Raw genomic sequence first — 18,280 nt, forward strand, 5'->3', positions numbered from 1 at the left:
TTTCCGTTATTTGACATTTGTTTACATTTCGCCCGATATAATGCCCGTCCCGGTGCACGTTTAAACGTCGTTTGTGCGCCGACCTTCATCTGAACCACGGTTGTTTCAGATTTTATATTTACGAAGGTTACCCTCATAAAACGGCTTGTATAGTTGAGGAACACCCCATGTTTAGCCATAACAGCGTCAGATTACGTCCACTGGAAAAGGACGACCTGTCGTTTGTTCATCATCTTGATAATAACGCCAGCATCATGCGTTATTGGTTTGAAGAACCTTACGAGGCTTTCGTCGAACTGACCGATTTGTATAACAAGCATATCCATGACCAAAGCGAGCGCCGCTTTATTATCGAATTCGAAAGCGGACCGGTCGGCCTGGTCGAATTGGTGGAAATTAATCATATTCACCGCCGCGCGGAGTTTCAGATCATTATTGACCCGCAGCATCAGGGCAAAGGCTTTGCCGGTGATGCCGTCCGTCTGGCGATGGATTATGCCTTCTCCGTGTTGAACCTCTACAAACTGTATTTAATTGTGGATAAAGAAAACAAAAAGGCGATCCATATTTACAGCAAATTAGGGTTCGAGCTTGAAGGGGAACTGAAACAGGAATTTTTTGTGAACGGCGAATATCGCAGCGCCATCCGCATGTGTATTTTCCAGCCTCAGTTCCTGGCGAAATACAAAACCAAGCCTGCTCAGGTCAAACCTGAATCTCTGGTGGGTGCCAGCGCGATTTAATTTAGCGCGGTAAAAATTATTCAATATTTATACCCAAAATAATTCGGTTCGCAGGAAGGCGGCAAGTGGGTGAATCCCGCATCACTGATTTAAGTCAGTGGCGCGGGTCAGCAAACGGAGCCAACGCACCTGCGATCTGAAGTATGAAGCGTATCGGTCAGGGTAGACGAACTCCTTCACATGTAAGGCTTTGTCCTCCTTTTTCTCGCAATAATTCCCCTGCTATAAACTCTTCTGAAATCATCCTTTGTTATGTTGGACTTTCCTGTCAATCTTTCGCAATATTGATAGTAGACACTAGGCCCCTCTCACAGATGGCTTCCTGATGCGCTGGCCGCTTAAAAAGCGGGCAACACGAAGAATATGTTGAGCTATATTGCGGTGTTTTCAGGCAAATTTGCCTGTATGGGCCAGGTTGCAAGCTAAATGAACGGAGTGAAAATGGGTCAGGAAAAGCTTTATATCGAGAAAGAACTAAGCTGGCTGTCCTTCAATGAGCGCGTGTTGCAAGAAGCGGCTGACAAAAGCAATCCCCTGATCGAACGGATGCGTTTTTTAGGGATCTATTCCAATAACCTGGATGAATTTTATAAAGTTCGTTTCGCCGATTTAAAAAGACGGATCCTCATCAGCGAAGAACAAGGTTTTCTGGGCGCGTCCCGCCATTTACTGAAAAAAATCCAGGCCAAGGTGCTGCGCATTGATCAGGAGTTCGACAGCCTTTACAACGACTTGCTTCTGGAAATGGCGCGTAATCAAATTTTCCTTATTAACGAACGTCAGGTTTCCGAAAACCAGCAAGCCTGGCTGCGCCAGTATTTCAAACATCATCTGCGCCAGTACATCACACCGATTCTGATTAATCACGACACCAACCTGGTGCAATTCCTTAAAGACGATTACACCTATCTGGCGGTTGAAATTATCCGCGGCGAAGAGATCCACTACGCGCTGCTCGAAATTCCGTCCGATAAAGTGCCGCGTTTCGTTAACTTGCCACCGGAAGCACCACGCCGCCGTAAGCCAATGATTCTGCTGGATAACATTCTGCGTTATTGTCTGGATGATATTTTTAAAGGCTTCTTCGATTACGATGCGCTGAATGCGTACTCAATGAAAATGACCCGCGATGCTGAATATGATCTGGTCACGGAAATGGAATCGAGCCTGCTGGAGCTGATGTCATCAAGTCTGAAACAGCGTCTGACCGCCGAACCGGTACGTTTCGTTTACCAGCGCGATATGCCGGATGAAATGGTGGAACTGCTGCGCGGTAAACTCGGTATCTCCAATTATGATTCGGTGATCGCCGGTGGCCGTTACCACAATTTCAAAGATTTCATTGGCTTCCCGAATGTTGGCAAAGCCAATCTGGTGAACCGTCCGCTCCCCCGTCTGCGCCATTTGTGGTTCGACAAATTCCGCAACGGCTTTGCGGCGATCCGTGAACAAGACGTACTGCTGTATTATCCGTACCACACGTTTGAGCATGTACTGGAACTGTTGCGTCAGGCATCTTTCGATCCGAACGTGCTGTCGATAAAAATCAATATCTACCGCGTGGCGAAAGATTCCCGCATCATCGAATCGATGATTCACGCTGCCCACAACGGTAAGAAAGTCACGGTGGTCGTCGAACTGCAGGCGCGCTTTGATGAAGAAGCGAATATTCACTGGGCGAAACGCCTGACGGAAGCCGGTGTGCACGTTATTTTCTCTGCGCCGGGTCTGAAAATTCACGCAAAACTCTTTCTTATTTCCCGCCGGGAAGGCGATGAAATTGTCCGCTATGCTCATATCGGGACCGGTAATTTTAACGAGAAAACAGCGCGGCTTTATACCGACTATTCACTGCTCACCGCCGATGCGAGGATCACTAACGAAGTCCGACGTGTCTTCAACTTTATTGAAAACCCGTACCGCCCGGTGTCGTTCGAGCATCTGATGGTGTCACCGCAAAACTCACGCGACATGCTTTACCGTTTGATTGACCGTGAAATTGCCAACGTGCAGGCAGGAGGTACCGGCGGTATTACGCTGAAAATCAACAATCTGGTGGATAAAGGGCTGATTGACCGTCTCTACGTGGCGTCAAACGTCGGGGTGAAAATCCGTCTGCTGATCCGCGGCATGTGCTCACTGGTACCGAATTTGCCTGGTTTTAGTGAAAATATTCAGGTCACCAGTATCATTGACCGTTATCTGGAACACGATCGCGTGTATGTCTTTGAAAACGGCGGCGAGACTAAAGTCTTCCTGTCTTCTGCCGACTGGATGACACGTAATATTGATTACCGTATTGAAGTGGCCGTTGCCCTGCTCGATCCGCGTCTGAAACAGCGCGTTCTGGATATCCTTGAACTGCTGTTTAGTGACACAGTAAAAGCCAGAGTGATTGATAAAGAACTGAGCAACCGGTATGTTCCACGCGGAAATCGCCGCAAAGTTCGTGCGCAACTGGCGATTTATGAATATCTCAAAGAGCTGGAACAACAAAGTCAGCAAGCCTGAACCCCTGGAGCGTTATACCATTATGCCCCTTAAAAGCAGCCCACTGAATGCTAAACCACAGGAAATTGCGGCCATCGATCTCGGGTCGAACAGTTTCCATATGGTCATTGCCCGCGTCGTCAACGGCGCGCTACAGGTCCTCGGACGCCTGAAACAACGCGTTCATCTGGCCGATGGCCTCGACGCTAAAAATGTGCTCAGTGAAGAAGCCATTCAACGCGGGCTGGATTGCCTGGCTTTATTCGCCGAACGCCTGCAGGGGTTTGCGGAAAATAACGTCACTATCGTCGGCACGCATACGCTGCGTCAGGCAGTGAATGCCGAGGAGTTTCTCAAGCGCGCCAAAGAAGTCATCCCCTACCCGATTGAAATTATTTCCGGGCAGGAGGAGGCACGACTTATTTTTATGGGTGTTGAACATACCCAGCCTGAAAAAGGCCGCAAGCTGGTAGTCGATATCGGTGGCGGTTCAACAGAACTGGTCATCGGGGAAGATTTCGAGCCATTGCTGGCCGAAAGCCGCCGTATGGGCTGCGTCAGTTTTGCGCAGATGTTTTTCCCCAATGGCGAAATCAGTCGCAGTAATTTCAAACGTGCGCAGCTTGCCGCCGCGCAAAAGCTGGAAACTCTGGCGTGGCAATACAGGCTGCAAGGCTGGCAGTATGCTTTGGGTGCATCCGGCAGTATTAAAGCAGCACATGAAGTCCTGGTCGCCATGGGCGAGAAAGACGGCTTAATTACCCCTGAACGGCTGGAAATGCTGACCGAAGCAGTACTGAACTTCAAGCATTTCAGCGCACTGGATTTACCGGGTTTATCGGAAGACAGGCAATCGGTTTTTGTACCGGGTCTGGCCATTCTGCGCGGCGTATTTGATGCGCTGGCGGTCAAAGAGCTGCGTCTTTCGGACGGTGCGCTGCGTGAAGGAGTGCTGTATGAAATGGAAGGCCGCTTCCGTCATCAGGATATCCGTACCCGTACCGCGAAAAGCCTGGCTGAGCATTATAACATTGACCGGGAACAGGCTCGCCGCGTGCTGGATACGACCGAGCAATTGTATGCACAATGGCTGGCGCAAAATACCAAGCTGGTGCAGCCGCAGCTGGAATCACTGTTGAAATTCAGCGCCATGTTGCATGAGGTCGGCCTGAGTATTAACCACACCGGCATGCACCGTCATTCCTCGTATATTTTGCAAAATACTAACTTGCCGGGGTTCAACCAGGAACAGCAAACGCTGCTGGCCACACTGGTACGTTTCCACCGCAAAGCCATCAAGCTGGAAGAACTGCCGCGCCTGAATTTGTTCAAGAAGAAGCACTACATTCCGCTGATTCAGCTTCTGCGCTTAGGCGCATTGCTCAATAACCAGCGTCAGTCGACGACAACGCCTGAATCCCTGCGGTTATCCACCGATGATAATCACTGGACGCTGCGTTTCCCGGCCGGATATCTGGCGCAGAATAACCTGGTTCAGCTGGATTTCGAAAAAGAGCAAAGTTACTGGGATGACGTAACAGGCTGGAAACTGATGCTGGAGGAAGAAGACGGCATTGCGGAAAACTAACCGTTTCGCTGCAATAAAAAAGCCCTCTGGCATCTGATGCGCAGAGGGCTTTTTTCTCCGGCTGCCGTTCAGTTTCAGGCGCCCGGGAGTTCAAGTAGTGTCTTTAACGGCTCCGGTTTACCCACCAGATAACCTTGCATGTAATCCACCCCCAGCGCATGCAGCGCGGTTTTCTGGTCTTCAGTTTCTACATACTCCGCCACAATCGATAAATGCTTCATGCGCGCCACCTGACAGATCGACTGCACAATGTAGGCATCCAGCGAATCAGTGAGCATATTGCGCACGAAGCTGCCGTCAATTTTCAGAATATCAGCCTGGATAGCCTTCAGACGACCATAACTGGCATAGCCGGTACCGAAGTCATCAATCGCAATGCGGCAACCATAAGAACGTAATTCCCGCATCGCCAGGTCAGCATATTTCATATTCTGTAGCAGATGAGATTCGGTCACCTCCAGCACAATCTGGAACGGTTCCACCTCATATTCCAGCATGAGTGCTTTAAAATCGCGGGTAAATGTCGGGCGGCACAACGTCGAAGGTGTGAAATTCACCGCAAAACGCAGGCTTGGCAGACGGACACGGTTTTGATTGATAAACATCAGCGTATGTTTCAGCACCCACATATCCAGCTGATACGACAAACCAAATTCATGCACCACCGGCAGGAACTTATCCGGTGTGATCAGCGTTTCATGCGCACCATCTGACATGCGCAGCAGAATTTCATGATAACTGTCGCCGCGTACCCCTAAGATCGGTTGCGCCATCAGCACAAAACGATCGTCATCCAGTGCCCGCTGGATTTTGTGCAGCATATCGACCTTCTCTCTGATCTCCAGTTGTACCTGAGTGTGATCGTTTTTATTCGATTCCGGCTGTCCGGTGGTCAGGGAAACTTCGGCAATCCCGCTCAGTTCGCCCAGTAAAACCGGCAGATGTTCCACCGGCGAATACACCGTACAGTAAGATAAACCAATGTTGGGATGCAGCGGCAAACCGTTCCAGATGAGTCGGAAATCTTCCAGATAGTCATGCAAATTCTGCAGTTTTTTATCCGCATCTTCGCAGTTAAGCCGCAAGACCAGATCATAACCCGGCAAATGATAAACCTGCTCCTCCTTCTGCAGATAAGGCTTCAGCCCGAGCGCCAGTTGTTGTTTGAACTGAATACGTAACTGCATGCCGTAATTACGGCTTAACACATCCATATCGGAGACGCGGATAAAACAGAGCATGGAACGCGGATAGCGCGCCAGATCACGGTTGAAGGCACGCAGGTTAGGCAGGCCAAACACCGGGTCCTGCAAGGCGGCGGCACTGGATCTTTTCATCAGCAAACGCTGCCGTGAGGCGATAGCCGCCATCAGTAACAACGTGATGGTATAAACCAGCATCAGGGCGGAGACGAACACCAGATTATGAATAAAGCCATTCCCGGAAATAAACCCCTGATAGTAGTGAAATAAAACCGTCAGGGTGAGGGTCCAGACAATACTGATAAAGTAATAACCGTAGCGCCATGCCCCAAACAGCAATACCGGGAACAGTAGCGTCAGCGTGTAATCGCTGAGTAAAATCTTCATGAACGGTTCACTCATCCCCGGCAGGCACAGCAGCGTGACCATAAACACCAGAACCGTAAACCACAGCACAATTTCAGCAAATCTCACGCCCGCTGATTGCTCTTTTCGCAGCCTCATGCATATCACACGTAAATAATGCGGCTTACGGATAATGCGTAACACCAGATAAATCACATGAGAGTTAAGCAGAATGCCGAGGATCAATGCCTGTAAATTGACCAGCGTCCTGAGCGTAACAAAATCCCGTGTCGCCATGCCGAGATAACCGGGCAGTAGCCCGCTTTCAATCACAACCTGCAGCACAATGACGAAAAATAACGTCAGGAAAATCACCAACCAGCCTACGCGGGCCTTCGCCAGATTCATCAGCCCGAGCGGTGCGGACCAGCGGCTGCCCGCCTGCCAGCGATAACCCAGCCAGGCCAGGGACAGCGCGGTGAAGTAAATTACCGTCATCAGCATGCCCATCTCGACCCCAACCCGCAGGTAATAACGCAGGAAAAGCGTCAGGACGATGCCAGGTAATGCAGCCCAGTCAAACACCATCAGCAACGCGACACAGGTCGCCATCGGCATATAAATAAGATAAGTGCGGCCATCCGGCAGGGAGATCATCGGAGAAAGCCACGAGGTCACCGGGATCAGCACCAGCGCACAAATTACGGGGAGTCCCCACCATTTATGGCGCATGTTGTGCCTGGAAAAAATTTTATGCATCAAGTCCATCTAAGTTTTGTGCATGAATTTCATGCCGCAATGAAGGGTTCAAAGTATAACTGACGTCAGACTGGCAGTCCGATGACGGTGGCTACGGGTCGCGTCCTCAATTATCGTTGTAAAAACGTCATCTCACAGAAAAAGCGCAGAAGAAAAAAGAATACAGCGGAGGTCGGGACATCACTTTTAAAATATGACTGGATTCTAATGTGCCCCATCTTAAATCCCTTGATGCATATCAATAAACACAATCTTTATGATTTGGCTGAAATTCATCTCAAACAAATTCATCGCGTGATTAACAAAATAAAATGTATAGATTATTTAATGAGATCATTCCCATGAATAAGGAAAAGGATGCGTTTTTGTCAGTTGTATAAAAGTTAATACCGCACGTTTTGTTCTTAATCCGATTATCTGGCCGCCTGTTTAGATGTGCTATATATTGTAAACGTTATCATTTGCATGTCTTCATTCCTTCACCGTAGCAACGATTTACTTAAGCGATTAAATTATGTCTCGAAAAACCAACATCAGAATAACGAAAATCGTTTTAGCGATAAGCTTCATTATTTTGTTCGGACGTCTGGTCTACTCCGCTATCGGCGCGTATTCACATCATCAGGATCAAAAACAAACCCTGACCGATACGCAAACTTTGGGGCCACAGGAACCGGCTCCTGAAAAAACCTGTACCGGAACGTTGAAAACCTGCCGTTATTCAAAGGACTAAGGATCTCAAATGCCTGGTGAAAAACCGAAAAATTACGGCCAGAAGCTGGCTGAAAGCCGCAGCAGGATCCTCGATCTCCTTCTGAACACCGATGACCTCGCCGACAGTATTCTGGGCGAGGAACCGGACGTCGATGACGACACGCGTGCACAACTGATGGACAACACCGCCGAGCTGACCTCGCGGGTAAAAAATCTTCATGCCGCTGACGTGGCGGACGTACTGGAAGCCTTGCCGATACGGGAGCGTCTGGCGCTTTGGCGGCTGGTAGAACCTGCTGCGCGCGGCAAAGCACTGGTGGAAGTCTCAGAAACGGTCTGGGACAGCCTGATCGAAGAAATGAGCGATAAAGATTTGCTCAAAACCATGTCACTGCTGGATGTCGATGATCAGGTTTATCTGGCGGAGTATCTGCCCCGCGACCTGATTGGCCGCGTACTGACTTCGCTGGATCCGCGCCAGCGCGACAAAGTCCGTGAAGTCATGAAATTCAGTAAAGAATGCGTTGGCCGCATTATGGATTTCGAGTTACTGACCGTTCGTCCGGATGTGTCACTGGGCACCGTTCAGCGCTTTCTCCGATCACGCAAATCAATTCCCCAGGCAACCGACAAAGTCTTTATCACTGACCGGAAAAATACGCTGATCGGCGAATTGCCGCTGACTACCATTTTACTGAACCCGCCGCATACGCTGGTTTCTGATGTGATGATCACCGAACTCACGAGCTTTGAACCGGAGGATAAAGCGGAGGATGCAGCCAGTGCGTTCGAGCGCTACGATCTGATCACCGCTGCCGTCGTGGATAAAAAAGGAAAACTGATGGGGCGCCTGACGGTGGAAGAAATTGTTGATTTCGTCAATAACGACACCGACAGCAACTTACGCCGTATGGGGGGGTTAAGTCCTGAAGAAGATGTTTTCTCGCCGGTGACCAAAGCTGTACGTAATCGCTGGGCATGGCTGGCCATCAATCTGTGTACGGCGTTTGTGGCTTCCCGCGTGATTGGCCTGTTTGAACACACGATTTCACAGCTCGTTGCACTGGCCGCGCTGATGCCCATTGTTGCCGGTATCGGCGGGAATACCGGTAATCAGACCATCACTATGATTGTGCGCGGGCTGGCGTTGCACCACGTACAGCTCGGCAATCTGAAATTCCTGATATTCAGGGAACTGGGCGTGGCGCTGATCAACGGCCTTGTGTGGGGCGGATTAATGGGGGTCGTCACCTGGCTGCTCTACGGCGACTGGCAAATGGGTGCCGTGATGACGTTGGCGATGGTACTGAATTTGCTGCTGGCCGCACTGATGGGCGTCGTGATCCCGCTGACCATGGTGCGTCTTGGCCGGGACCCGGCAGTCGGTTCGAGTGTCATGATTACCGCGCTGACAGACACCGGCGGATTTTTCATTTTCCTCGGCCTCGCCACCATTTTCCTGCTCTGATGAATCAATTCCGGCTTTCTGGCCGGAAAATTCGTTATCTATTACAGCGTAATGTAGAATTTACATTAATAATTAGCGCTGATTCTCCGATATTCATTCCTCCTGTCGCAGCCCGACTTGCGACAGGTGCAGAGTAACAGGAATAAATAAGTGTCACTGCGACTGCCTGCAACTCTCCGTCAGCCAGAAAAAGGTTTTCATTGTGGAAAAGAGCAAACCGCTTTCACGCAGGATTTATCGGGCAAACTGGACATCCTGCTTACTTTTGGGCATTTCAATTTGCCTGCTGGCGCTGACTTGCCTGAGTATTATTCAGAAGTCATCCAGCCTCGCCGGGATGTGGCTACCGACGGCATTGCTGATCCCTGTTTTATTCCATAACCGTTATCGCGCCTGGATCCCGCTGCTGGGGTCCGCTGCGCTTGGGATTGCGGCATCACATACCATCCTCGGCACCCCTTTTTTCCATTACCTGCCTTATCTGATCAACAATCTTATTGAAGGGGCACTTTGCGCCGCGTTGTTGCGCAGAATGCTGCCAGCCCAGGATCCGCTTTCCGGGCTGGGTTCCTGGATGAAATTTCTCTTCGTCGCGGTAATTTTCTGCCCGCTGGTCGGCGCGTTAATTATGCTGTTGTTTATTCTGCCTGCTCATACCCCGGCGGAATTACAAAGCCGCTTTGTGACCTGGTTTATGTCAGAAGCGGTGGCGATCCTCGCTCTCACACCACTGGGGCTAATCTACCAGCGCGGCTATCTGTCTAAACTGCTCACTTCACGACGTCTGTTCGGGCTACTTCTGACGTTAATCCTGACCCTGGCCGCCGGTTATCTTGCGCTGAAATGGCTGCCTTACACTTTCGCATTTATCACCATTCCCCTGCTGTGGTGCGCCATTCGTTTACCCCGGATTGAAGCGTTCATTATTTTCCTGGCAGTGACCCTGATGATTGCGTTACTGCATACCAGCGGCATTATTTCTGTTCAGCCGCGACTGTCGATTCAGGTCCCCCAGGGATTAATTTTTCTGCCGCTGTTACTGATTCTGATGCCTGCGAATGCCATGGCGATGGCGATGCATGCGCTGCGCGCTGAAAAATCTCACATCACACAGAGTGAAAATCGCTTCAGAAATGCCATGGAATATTCAGCGATTGGTATGACGCTGGTATCTCCGGAAGGCAAACTGTTGCAGGTAAACAAAGCGTTATGTCAGTTGCTGGGTTATGAGGCGGAGTATCTGACGACCCTGACGTTCCAGGAAATTACCTATCATGACGATTTGGGCAAAGACCTGATGCTACTGCAGCAACTGCTTAACGATGAAATCCAGAGCTACACCCTGGAGAAGCGCTATATGCGCCGCAGCGGGGAAATTATCTGGACACTGCTCGCCGTATCGCTGGTGCGTGATGAACACCATAATCCGCTGTATTTCATTTCTCAGATTGAAGATATCAACGAACTTAAACACACCGAAGTGACCAATAAGCGCCTTTCGGAAGCGCTGCATGAAGAAAAAGAACTGCTGCATATCACGCTCAATTCTATCAATGAAGCCGTGATCTCAACTGACCGTAACATGAATATTACTTTCATGAATCCGGTGGCCGAGAAAATGACCGGCTGGACAGAACAGCAGGCACAGGGACAACCGGTGAGCCGCATTGTGCTTATCAGCAAAGGGGCGGGAGGGCCGCTTATCGATAACCTTTTGCAGTTTGATATCAATGAAAACCTGCACTCTTCGGTTGAGCGTTCCCTGGTTCTGCACGGACAGCATACTGCTTTGTTTGACGTTCAGCTGGCCGTGTCGCCGCTGCGTACATTGAAAGACGAACCGATTGGCATTGTGCTGGTACTACAGGATGTCAGTAAATCCCGCGAACTGATGCGCAAACTTAGCTACAGCGCCTCTCACGATTTACTCACCGGGTTATCGAATCGTGGCAGCTTCGAATCGAGCCTGAAAAAAGCGCTCAATGTGACGGCAACACAACGTCAGTCTCATGTGCTGGCGTTTATCGATCTGGATCATTTTAAGGCGATTAACGACACGGCAGGGCATGCCGCCGGGGATGAACTGCTGCGTCAGTTAAGCACCCTGATGCAGGAGAATATCCGCAACAGTGACCGGCTGGCGCGGCTGGGTGGCGATGAATTTGCGCTGATTTTATTTGATTGTCCCCAGGAACAGGGGTTGATAACGCTTCAGCATCTGGTGGATAAAATCAATAATTTTTACTTTATTTGGGAAGGAAATGGCTACCGGATCGGAGCCAGCGCAGGGATGACGCAAATAAACGATGCAAACGTAACCGGCAGCGAATACATGGCGCAGGCGGATATGGCCTGCTATATCGCCAAACACAACGGACGCGGGCGGGTTTATAAATATGAACCGGAGCAAAAAAACGCCATCGCGTACACCAGCGGCGAAACACCGCCTGAAAATCCTCAGTCTGGTGCACAAGGGTAACATTGGAACCCGACTAGGGCGTATCCGGCTGCCAGTCGTGATTGAACCATAAATGTAGCGTGGCATAAGTACGCCAGGGTTTCCAGATTTCGGCATAGCGGGCAATTTTCGCCGGCGTCATTCCCGGAAAGCGTTGCTTAATCAGATAATCGCCCCCGAGAAAAACATCAGGCGCAGACCAGGCGCGCATGGCGATATAACTGGCGGTCCAGTTGCCAATCCCCGGCATTGCCAGCAGTTGTTTTATTCCGTCCTGCACATCGGTGATGCCATCCAGCGGCAAACGACCCTCCTCCACCGCCTGTGCAAGATTAATCAGACATGCCGCACGCTTGCCCTGCACACCGATGCCCCGTAAATCATCCACCGTTAACTGCCCGATCGTAGCCGCAGATGGAAACAAATGGGTCAGTGCCACAAACGGCGTACACACAGAGTCTCCCCATTTTTCGGTCAGCCGCGTCGCCAGTGTCGCCGCCATTTTCACGCTCACCAGTTGTCCGAGAATGGCGCGAACCGTCAGCTCAAAACGGTTGATACAGCCCGGCAGACGTAATCCCACGGCGTTTTCCGCCAGCGTCCCCAGACCGCCGGCGATCAGCATCGGCTGCGCATCCAGATCCAGCAAACGCCGCACCTGTGCCGCCACTTTTTCCGTGACCGGCGAGAGCGACGCCGACACTTCCAGCTCAACGCCATGTTGCTCAGGCAACGGACGCAGCCGCAACCAGCCTGTCAGCCGTTCACCATTGTGCATCACTGCCAGCGTGCGCTGATAATATTCGCCGTCCTGCTGTTCGACGCCCTGCAACGCACGTACGCCGAGAAAAGTCGTCATCCATTGCCAGTCATACGGAGGCTGATACGTCAGAAGCATTCGGGTCACAGGGTAATCCTTATAAAAAAGCCTCCAAAAAGGAGGCTGTTGAGATCACGCCTCTCCAAAATAACTGGAGTTGCAGCAAGGCACACTGCTGCAGCTTCAGGTATGAAGGAGATTACTTGCGGCGCCAGGTGGTTCCGGCAGCGCCATCTTCTAACACGATACCCATTTCATTGAGACGATCGCGCGCTTTGTCCGCCATGCCCCAGTCTTTGCTGGCACGGGCATCGTTACGTTGTTTGATCAACGCTTCGATTTCAGCCACTTCGTCGTCATTATCCGCCTGTGCGCCGGACTTGAGGAACTGCTCCGGATCCTGTTCCAGCAGGCCAAGTACACCTGCCAGCTGGCGCAGTTCGGCGGCCAGTCCGTTTGCCGCAGACAGGTCTTCCGCTTTCAGGCGGTTGATGTCACGCGCCATATCGAACAGCACAGAATAAGCTTCCGGCGTATTGAAATCGTCGTCCATAGCCGCACGGAAACGCGCAACGAAAGCCTCACCACCGGCTGGCGTTGCAGCAGCATCGGTCCCGCGCAGCGCGGTGTAAAGACGCTCCATTGAGGTACGCGCCAGTTTCAGATTCTCTTCGCTGTAATTCAGCTGGCTGCGGTAATGACCCGACATCAGGAAATAGCGCACACTTTCAGCATCGTAATATTTCAGCACGTCGCGCACCGTAAAGAAGTTATCCAGCGATTTGGACATCTTTTCACGATCAATCATCACCATACCGGAGTGCATCCAGGTATTCACATACGGACCGTCATGCGCGCAGCTTGACTGTGCAATTTCGTTTTCATGGTGCGGGAACATCAGATCAGAACCGCCGCCGTGAATGTCGAAATGCGCGCCGAGCTGTTTGCAGTTCATGGCAGAACATTCGATATGCCAGCCCGGGCGACCTTCGCCCCACGGTGATGTCCAGCTCGGCTCGCCCGGCTTAGACATTTTCCACAACACAAAATCCATCGGATTGCGTTTCACGTTAGCTTCAACTTCAACGCGTGCGCCAGCCTGTAACTGATCCAGATCCTGACGGGACAACACGCCGTAATCCGGATCACTTTCCACCCAGAACATCACGTCGCCGTTCGACGCGACATAAGCATGGTCGCGGTCAATCAGCTTCTGCACGATATCGATGATCTCATCAATGTGCCGCGTCGCACGCGGTTCCGCGTCCGGTGGCAAAATGTTCAGTGAGGCAAAATCAGCGTGCATTTCCGCGATCATACGATCGGTTAGCGACATGAAAGTTTCGCCATTTTCAGCGGCACGTTTAATGATTTTGTCGTCGATATCGGTAATGTTGCGCACATATTTCAGGTCATAACCGAGGTAGCGCAGATAACGTGATACCACGTCGAAAGACACAAAGGTGCGACCATGGCCGATATGACACAGGTCGTAAACAGTGATCCCACACACGTACATACCGACTTTACCGGCATGAATTGGCTTGAATTCCTCTTTTTGGCGACTCAGGGTATTAAAAATCTTCAGCATCAGGCTATTCCGTGTGTTGGGCGTAGAAAATGACGTTGACGCGTTTAAGCGACACTAACGCGTATAATATAACGAAAATGATTTCACCGAAACGCCATAAGGCCACCGGACGGGCTTTAGTCATCACAAAGCCACTGCTGACGGCAACTTTTGAGTTATGGTATAAGAAAAGGCTATAGTAGCCGCTCTTACTAAGAGCACACATCAACATTAGCAGGATGATAAATATGGTCACTTTCCACACTAACCACGGCGACATCGTCATTAATACTTTCGCTGACAAAGCGCCAGCCACCGTTGAAAACTTCCTGAACTATTGCCGTAAAGGCTTCTACGACAACACTATTTTCCACCGTGTGATTAACGGTTTCATGATCCAGGGCGGCGGTTTTGAACCAGGCATGAACCAGAAAAACACCGATGCGCCTATCAATAATGAAGCAGACAATGGTCTGAAAAATACCAAAGGCACGCTGGCAATGGCGCGTACCAACGATCCGCACTCCGCCACGGCCCAGTTCTTCATCAACGTCACTGACAACGATTTCCTGAACCACAGCGGCAAAAATGCGCAAGGTTGGGGTTACTGCGTATTCGCAGAAGTGGTCGAAGGCATGGATGTGGTTGACGCGATCAAAGCCGTCAAAACCGGCCGCAGCGGCATGCACCAGGACGTTCCAAAAGAAGATGTTGTGATCAAAAGCGTCACAGTCAGCGAATAATCAACGTCGGGATGACCACGTTTTTTATTGCAGATATCCATCTTTGCGCACAGGAACCGGCAATCACTGCCGGTTTTCTGCGTTTTCTGCGCGAAGATGCGCCGCAGGCTGATGCCCTGTACATTCTCGGTGACCTGTTTGAAGCCTGGATAGGCGACGATGATCCGCAGCCGCTTCATGCCGAGATCGCCGCAGCACTCAATCAGTTACACCAGCAAGGCGTACCCTGCTTTTTCATTCATGGTAACCGCGATTTTCTGCTCGGCAGACGCTTCGCACGCGACAGCCTGATGACATTGCTGCCGGAAAAAAAAGTGCTTGAGCTGTATGGCCGCCGCGTCCTGATCCTGCACGGTGATACCCTGTGTACCGATGATGTCGCGTATCAAAATTTCCGCAAAAAAGTCCACAACCCGCTGATCCAAAAACTTTTCCTGATGCTGCCGCTGAAATGGCGGCTGGCGATTGCCGCCAGAATGCGCGCCAACAGCAAAGCCTCAAATCAGGGTAAGTCACTGGATATTATGGATGTGAACCCGCAGGCAGTGATCAGCGAAATGCAGACGTCAGGCGTAGAATGGATGATTCACGGCCATACCCATCGTCCGGCGATCCACGAGGTGGCGTTGCAGAATAAAACCGGGCACCGGGTGGTACTCGGTGCCTGGCACGAAGAAGGCTCGATGGTCAAGGTGACTGCCGACAACGTGGAACTGATCAGCTTCCCGTTTTGAGTCACCCTCCCATTACCCTGAATAATGTTGAGTTGCCGAAGGCAACAAGTTTGTGAATCCCCGGGAGCTTAGCTGGCTCAGTGACCAGGACGAATGAACGCAGTCAACATATCAGCAGCCTGAAGTATGAAGGGTAACAGGTACGCCGCTGTGGAAGCGGAATTGCTCATCCGGCGTGAGGATCAGTTCCGCTTCAATTCTGCCAAACTCCTCTACCCGTTCACGGATATCCGTTCCGGCATACTGTTCTGCCAGCGCCAGGTAATCGGCAAAATGCCGTGATTCAGAACGCAGCAGTGAGGTATAAAAGCGCGATAAGGTTTCATCGAGATGTGGCGCAATTTTGGCAAAGCGCTCGCAGGAACGCGCTTCGATGTACGCTCCGATAATCAGCCGGTCAACCAGAATATTCAGATCATCATGATGACGGGTATGTTTGATCATCCCGCTGGCATAGCGCGACGGTGAAAGCTGGGTATAAGTAATATTGCGTTTTTGCATGATTTCCACCACCTGCTCAAAGTGGTGAAGCTCTTCCCGTGCCAGACGGGCCGCGCAAAACAGCAGTTCAGTGCGCTCAAGATATTTGGTCATCAGGCTCATCGCCGTTGCCGCCGCTTTCTTTTCACAGTTGGCGTGATCAATCAGCATCACCGTCTGATTTTCCAGCGCCACATCGACCCAGATAGCAGGGGTTTCACAGTGAAGAAAATCATAAATCGGTGCCAGTAAAGCCTGCGTCATAAATCAGTTTCCAGTCAGATTTGTCATTAACAGCGTGAGGGGGATTATACAAATCTGCCGCCAACTTCTCATCAAAAATGCGCGGTTTTCCGGCGACGCAACCGTTTTCCTCCCTCACGGAGCATGCTATCATTTGCGCCCTCGCAGTTTCTATTTCCGAATCACAGGAGCTTTACAGACATGTCATCCAACGTTACCCCGGCAAAAATCGCCATCGTTATGGGGTCAAAAAGTGACTGGGCGACCATGCAGTTCGCCGCCGACGTCCTCACAACGCTGAATATTCCTTTCCATGTCGATATCGTCTCCGCTCACCGTACGCCGGACAAGTTATTTACTTTCGCTGAGCAGGCTTCCGCTAACGGATTTGATGTGATCATCGCGGGTGCCGGTGGCGCAGCGCATTTACCGGGCATGCTGGCGGCGAAGACGCTGGTACCGGTGTTGGGTGTTCCGGTGCAAAGTGCGGCACTCAGTGGCATCGACAGCTTATATTCCATCGTGCAGATGCCGCGTGGCATTCCGGTCGGTACGCTGGCGATTGGTAAAGCGGGTGCGGCTAACGCGGCGCTACTGGCGGCACAGATTCTGGCGCTGCATGATGCTGAAATCGCCAAAAATCTGGCGACATGGCGCACTACACAAACGGACGAAGTGCTGAATAATCCCGATCCGCGGGAGGAAGCATGAAACCGGTTTGCGTACTCGGAAACGGCCAGTTAGGCAGAATGCTGCGTCAGGCCGGTGAACCACTGGGCATCGCCGTATATCCCGTCGGCCTGGATGCCGAGCCGGAAGCCGTACCGTATCAGCAAAGCGTCATCACTGCTGAAATCGAGCGCTGGCCGGAAACTGCCCTGACCCGTGAACTGGCGACGCATAATGCGTTCGTCAACCGCGATATTTTCCCGCGTCTGGCCGACCGCCTGACGCAAAAACAGTTACTGGATCAACTCGGCCTGGCAACCGCACCATGGCAATTGCTGGCCGATGTTGCCCAATGGCCGCAGGTTTTCTCACAGCTGGGTGAACTGGCGATTGTGAAACGTCGTGTTGGCGGTTACGACGGCCGGGGTCAGTGGCGTCTGCGTTCAGGCGAAGAAAATACGCTGCCGCAGGATTGCTACGGCGAATGCATCGTTGAGCAGGGCATCAATTTCTCCGGTGAAGTCTCGCTGGTGGGTGCGCGCGGACACGACGGCAAAACGGTCTTTTATCCGCTGACCCACAACCTGCATCAGGACGGTATTTTGCGCACCAGCGTTGCGCTGCCACAGCCGGATGCTAATCTGCAACGGCAGGCAGAAGGCATGCTGTCGGCCATCATGAACGAACTGAAATATGTCGGCGTGATGGCGATGGAATGTTTCGTGGTCAGCGAAGGGTTGCTGATCAACGAGCTGGCGCCGCGTGTGCATAACAGCGGACACTGGACGCAAAACGGCGCATCCTACAGTCAGTTTGAAATGCATCTGCGCGCCATTCTCGATCTGCCACTGCCGAAACCGGTAGTGAGTTCGCCGTCGGTGATGGTGAATCTGATTGGCACCGATGTATCAGAAAAATGGCTGAGTCTGCCGCTGGTCAATCTACACTGGTATGAGAAAGACGTGCGTCCGGGTCGTAAAGTCGGACACCTGAATCTCAACGACGCCAGCGCCAGCCTGCTGAAAGACACTCTCAACGCACTGGTCCCGATGCTGCCGCCAGAATACGCCAGCGGCATTGAATGGGCAGTTGATAAGCTTTGATTTGATCGACTCCCTCCCCTGCGATGAACTGAACCCCGAATGTTGGACTTTTTAAACCTTCATTCGGAGTTCATATGAAATACAATTTTCAAATCAAACTTATGGCCGTCAGGCATTACCTTGATGGTCGTGACGGCTACAAACTCACTGC

General features: G+C 51.3%; 14 protein-coding genes. 10 read left to right on the forward strand and 4 right to left on the reverse strand.

Annotation, left to right across the window (positions count from 1 at the left end; genetic code table 11):
* Positions 1-167: 167 nt before the first annotated feature.
* The 3 genes from speG (at position 168) to ppx (ending at position 4,821) form a co-directional block, all read left to right on the forward strand.
* Complete coding sequence (gene speG / locus ACOZIO_RS24290) at positions 168-743, forward strand: spermidine N1-acetyltransferase (protein ID WP_421595849.1); 576 nt, start codon at positions 168-170, stop codon at positions 741-743.
* A 441-nt stretch (positions 744-1,184) separates the two neighbouring features.
* Entirely contained in the window at positions 1,185-3,254 is a 2,070-nt protein-coding gene (ppk1, locus tag ACOZIO_RS24295) for a polyphosphate kinase 1 (RefSeq protein ID WP_129955600.1), read from the forward strand.
* A gap of 22 nt (positions 3,255-3,276) precedes the next feature.
* Positions 3,277-4,821, forward strand: a complete 1,545-nt coding sequence (gene ppx / locus ACOZIO_RS24300; protein WP_129955626.1) for an exopolyphosphatase — start codon at positions 3,277-3,279, stop codon at positions 4,819-4,821.
* A 74-nt stretch (positions 4,822-4,895) separates the two neighbouring features.
* On the opposite strand, the gene ACOZIO_RS24305 is transcribed toward ppx, so the two are convergent.
* Positions 4,896-7,100: a sensor domain-containing phosphodiesterase gene (locus ACOZIO_RS24305; RefSeq protein WP_240782878.1), complete on the reverse strand. Its 2,205-nt coding sequence runs from the start codon at positions 7,098-7,100 to the stop codon at positions 4,896-4,898.
* A 541-nt stretch (positions 7,101-7,641) separates the two neighbouring features.
* Between ACOZIO_RS24305 and ACOZIO_RS24310 the strand changes: the two genes are divergently transcribed.
* From ACOZIO_RS24310 to ACOZIO_RS24320, 3 genes are all read left to right on the forward strand, one after another.
* Positions 7,642-7,860 (forward strand): YfgG family protein, encoded by a 219-nt coding sequence (locus tag ACOZIO_RS24310; RefSeq protein WP_421595850.1) that lies wholly within the window; start codon positions 7,642-7,644, stop codon positions 7,858-7,860.
* Positions 7,861-7,869: 9 nt separating this feature from the next.
* A complete protein-coding gene (mgtE, locus tag ACOZIO_RS24315; RefSeq protein ID WP_129992283.1) occupies positions 7,870-9,309 on the forward strand; it encodes a magnesium transporter in 1,440 nt (479 codons plus the stop codon).
* 202 nt (positions 9,310-9,511) lie between these two features.
* Entirely contained in the window at positions 9,512-11,788 is a 2,277-nt protein-coding gene (locus tag ACOZIO_RS24320; RefSeq protein WP_129955604.1) for a diguanylate cyclase, read from the forward strand.
* A gap of 13 nt (positions 11,789-11,801) precedes the next feature.
* Here the strand turns inward: ACOZIO_RS24320 and alkA are convergent, their stop codons facing one another.
* Complete coding sequence (gene alkA / locus ACOZIO_RS24325; RefSeq protein ID WP_240782880.1) at positions 11,802-12,665, reverse strand: DNA-3-methyladenine glycosylase 2; 864 nt, start codon at positions 12,663-12,665, stop codon at positions 11,802-11,804.
* Between the two features lie 121 nt (positions 12,666-12,786).
* Entirely contained in the window at positions 12,787-14,178 is a 1,392-nt protein-coding gene (gene cysS / locus ACOZIO_RS24330) for a cysteine--tRNA ligase (RefSeq protein ID WP_129955606.1), read from the reverse strand.
* 227 nt (positions 14,179-14,405) lie between these two features.
* Between cysS and ppiB the strand changes: the two genes are divergently transcribed.
* Positions 14,406-14,900: a peptidylprolyl isomerase B gene (gene ppiB / locus ACOZIO_RS24335; protein ID WP_129955607.1), complete on the forward strand. Its 495-nt coding sequence runs from the start codon at positions 14,406-14,408 to the stop codon at positions 14,898-14,900.
* A gap of 11 nt (positions 14,901-14,911) precedes the next feature.
* Positions 14,912-15,634: a UDP-2,3-diacylglucosamine diphosphatase gene (gene lpxH, locus ACOZIO_RS24340; protein ID WP_129992287.1), complete on the forward strand. Its 723-nt coding sequence runs from the start codon at positions 14,912-14,914 to the stop codon at positions 15,632-15,634.
* A 111-nt stretch (positions 15,635-15,745) separates the two neighbouring features.
* On the opposite strand, the gene ACOZIO_RS24345 is transcribed toward lpxH, so the two are convergent.
* Entirely contained in the window at positions 15,746-16,378 is a 633-nt protein-coding gene (locus ACOZIO_RS24345; protein WP_129992288.1) for a tRNA-(ms[2]io[6]A)-hydroxylase, read from the reverse strand.
* 180 nt (positions 16,379-16,558) lie between these two features.
* Here ACOZIO_RS24345 and purE point away from each other — a divergent pair, with 180 nt between their 5' ends.
* Both purE and purK read left to right on the forward strand, forming a co-directional pair.
* Entirely contained in the window at positions 16,559-17,068 is a 510-nt protein-coding gene (purE, locus tag ACOZIO_RS24350) for a 5-(carboxyamino)imidazole ribonucleotide mutase (RefSeq protein ID WP_129955610.1), read from the forward strand.
* The gene (gene purK, locus ACOZIO_RS24355) at positions 17,065-18,129 is read left to right on the forward strand and encodes a 5-(carboxyamino)imidazole ribonucleotide synthase (protein WP_129955611.1); all 1,065 of its coding nucleotides are present in this window, start codon (positions 17,065-17,067) and stop codon (positions 18,127-18,129) included. Before purE ends, purK begins: the two co-directional genes overlap by 4 nt.
* Positions 18,130-18,280: the final 151 nt, after the last annotated feature.

Origin of the sequence: Rahnella sp. PD4, assembly GCF_049199325.1 — a bacterium.
GTDB lineage: Bacteria > Pseudomonadota > Gammaproteobacteria > Enterobacterales > Enterobacteriaceae > Rahnella > Rahnella perminowiae.